Source organism: Bacillus sp. S4 (assembly GCF_040838205.1).
Classification (GTDB): domain Bacteria; phylum Bacillota; class Bacilli; order Bacillales; family Bacillaceae_G; genus Bacillus_A; species Bacillus_A cereus_U.
On record NZ_JBFPJI010000369.1, the window covers coordinates 1 to 2,989 of the forward strand.

The window sequence follows — 2,989 nt, forward strand, 5'->3', positions numbered from 1 at the left end:
GAGGGGAATATTTTGAATAAAGTTTTTTTTCATACTTGTATACTATTTTTGGTTGCGATAATCGCTTCTAGTGTGGGCGCATTCCTCGTTTCATCTCAGTTTTTGTTGAATTTTGTCAACATCTCATTCTATATTGCATTGATTTTTATTCTTATAGGTGGTTTTTTATTCATATTTCAAAATGGATTTTTTAACGTAACAATTTACGCATTCCAAAGAGTATTTGGTACGAATAAAAAAATTGACTCTTTAATTGAAGAAGCAGAGGAACCTATCGATAAGAAAGAACGTATTTATAAAACATATTCATTCAAATGGACGTATCCGATTTGTATTACCGGTATCGTACTTGGGTTGTTCTCGATCCTCATTAGCTTTACTATTTTGATGTAGTTTGCAAACACTGCTCCATATGATATAATAATCAGCAAAACATTTTGTTATAAAACTTTAGTTCTTTCATATTAAAAGGACTCAGTTAACAATAAATTTATATGTATGCGATGATAAAGAAGAGTACATATTGGGGCAATTTCAGAGAGCTTGTGGCTGGTGTGAACAAGTAATTGTACAGTATGGAATGGGCTTTTGAGCACCAAACCGAACCGAAAGTAGTAGGCTTTGGCGTTATATCCAGACGTTATTATGGATCTTGAGAGATTTCACAGCTGTGAAATAATTAGGGTGGTACCGCGGTCCATTCGTCCCTATGTAATTTGGGATGAATGGGCTTTTTTGTATGCCTTCTCTTCCCCATCGCACATTCAATTTTAGGAGGAATTACTTATGTCAGTTATCTTTTCTGGTATTCAGCCAAGCGGAACAATTACACTTGGAAACTATTTAGGAGCTATGAAGCAATTTACAGAGCTTCAAAACGAACACGACTGTTATTTCTGTATTGTAAACCAACATGCGATTACAGTACCTCAAGACCCTGTAGGGCTTCGCAAAAACATCCGCAGCCTTGCTGCGCTATACGTTGCATGCGGCATCGATCCTGAAAAAGCTACTTTATTTGTACAATCAGAAGTACCAGCACACGCTCAACTAGGATGGATTATGCAATCCGTTGCTTACGTTGGAGAATTAGAACGTATGACACAATATAAAGACAAAGCTTCAGGAAGAGATTCAGTTCCAGCTGGATTACTTACATACCCACCATTAATGGCTGCTGATATTTTACTTTACAACACAGAAATCGTGCCTGTTGGTGATGACCAAAAGCAACATATGGAATTAACACGTGATCTAGCAGAGCGTTTCAACAAACGCTTCCGTGAAGTGTTCATAGTTCCTGAAATTCGTATTCCAAAAGTAGGAGCTCGCGTTATGTCATTAACAGAACCTACGAAAAAAATGAGTAAATCTGATCCAAATCCAAAATCAATGATCAGTATGCTTGATGAGCCAAAAACAATCGAAAAGAAAATAAAAAGTGCCGTAACTGACTCTGAAGGCATCGTTAAATTTGATAAAGAGAACAAACCTGGAATCTCTAACTTATTAACAATTTACTCTTCATTCTCAGGAAAAACAGTAGAAGAAATAGAAGCAATGTACGAAGGAAAAGGATACGGCGACTTCAAAGGTGACCTAGCACAAGTAGTCGTAGAAGCAATTCGTCCAATCCAAGACAAATATAACGAACTAATCAACTCCCCAGAACTAGACGAAATTCTAGACAAAGGTGCCGAAAAAGCAAACCGCGTTGCATTCAAACAACTACGCAAAGTAGAAAACGCAATGGGACTAAGCAGAAAACGTAGGTAACATATAAAGCGGAGGCGGCTCGTTCAGCTCTGACTGGCTAAGGTTCTTTCGCATAAAAGGCGCTTTTTGCCTTCTTATGCGGAAGGTTCTTAGACACGAAGAGCTTGCCGCTGGAGCTGGATTTATTTATAAAGCGGAGGCGACTGCTTAGCCCTGACGGATAAGGTTCTTCCCCACAGAAGGTACTTTTTACCTTCTCGTGGGGAAGGTTCTTAGACGCGAAGGGCTAGGAGCCGGAGCTAGATTCCACATAAAGCGGAAGCGGCTCGTTCAGAATGTGAGGAGGATGGAGCTCCTGACGTAGAGGCGCTTTTTGCCTCGCAGGAAGGCGCGAAGCCACCGAACATTCTTGCCACCTCCATAAAAAAAACCGCCAATTGGCGGTTTTTTTTTAATTTACCTTCTGCTCATTTTCCATTTCCCATAACTTTTCAAAAAACGGCTGTCCTTTTACAAGGCGCTCACATAATTGCTCGTGCTTCTCAGACCATCCAGTTTTCGCTTCATCATAAAGTTTAGCCCAAACATCTTCAAACTCCATATGTTGGACCATTCCGTACGCTGATGGATCCCACTCTGTGAACCAATAGCGAATTTCAGCTGGATTTTTCGTTGTATGTAATTGATCTAATGCCATAAATAATAATTGTTTTAACTGTCTTTCTTTACGAGTTAGGCCGTTCATAATGAAAGGCGACGGCGATAAAATATGATGTTCTTTTTCAATCTCTTCCACTTGGAACTCATACTTTTCTGCTTGCACATTCTCTACCATCTCATATACCATCTGCTCTTGACGAGGTATAAGCCTACTTTTTCTAATTGGCACATTATAGCCGATTGAATCAATCGCAATAATTCCTTTTCCATCTGTAACTACAAAACAATATTCTTGTTGCAAACGTTCGTGATTTTTACGAATATAAGCCTTATGATATACGTCTTCCAATAATTTTTGCGGAAGCTCTAATAATTCGTTCTCGATGTAATGATATAATGTGGCATCTACTTTTAATAATGGCACTTGATCTAATAGCTCAATCGTATCATCTTTCCGCCATTCGTAAAAATGACAAACGTTATACCCATTCTCTTCACCTTCAAACCAATTTACCCATACATCATGTAGATATAACATTCACTACCCCTCACTTCACTACGGTTTGTACCAATCATTATGTTCATTTTTGCTTAACTTTATTCCACTTAAGGA

The 2,989-nt window shown here is 38.6% G+C and carries 3 protein-coding genes and 1 other annotated feature; of the genes, 2 read left to right on the forward strand and 1 reads right to left on the reverse strand.

Features of this window, described 5'->3' with window-relative positions:
• Positions 1–12: 12 nt before the first annotated feature.
• Complete coding sequence (locus AB3X48_RS20210) at positions 13–393, forward strand: DUF3899 domain-containing protein (protein ID WP_002158891.1); 381 nt, start codon at positions 13–15, stop codon at positions 391–393.
• A gap of 101 nt (positions 394–494) precedes the next feature.
• Positions 495–712, forward strand: a binding site (T-box leader).
• Positions 713–786: 74 nt separating this feature from the next.
• Positions 787–1,776: a tryptophan--tRNA ligase gene (gene trpS, locus AB3X48_RS20215; protein ID WP_002158892.1), complete on the forward strand. Its 990-nt coding sequence runs from the start codon at positions 787–789 to the stop codon at positions 1,774–1,776.
• Between the two features lie 391 nt (positions 1,777–2,167).
• Here trpS and AB3X48_RS20220 read toward each other — a convergent pair whose 3' ends face one another.
• Positions 2,168–2,914, reverse strand: coding sequence for a YjbA family protein (locus tag AB3X48_RS20220; RefSeq protein WP_002030367.1), 747 nt, complete (start codon positions 2,912–2,914; stop codon positions 2,168–2,170).
• Positions 2,915–2,989 lie beyond the last annotated feature (75 nt).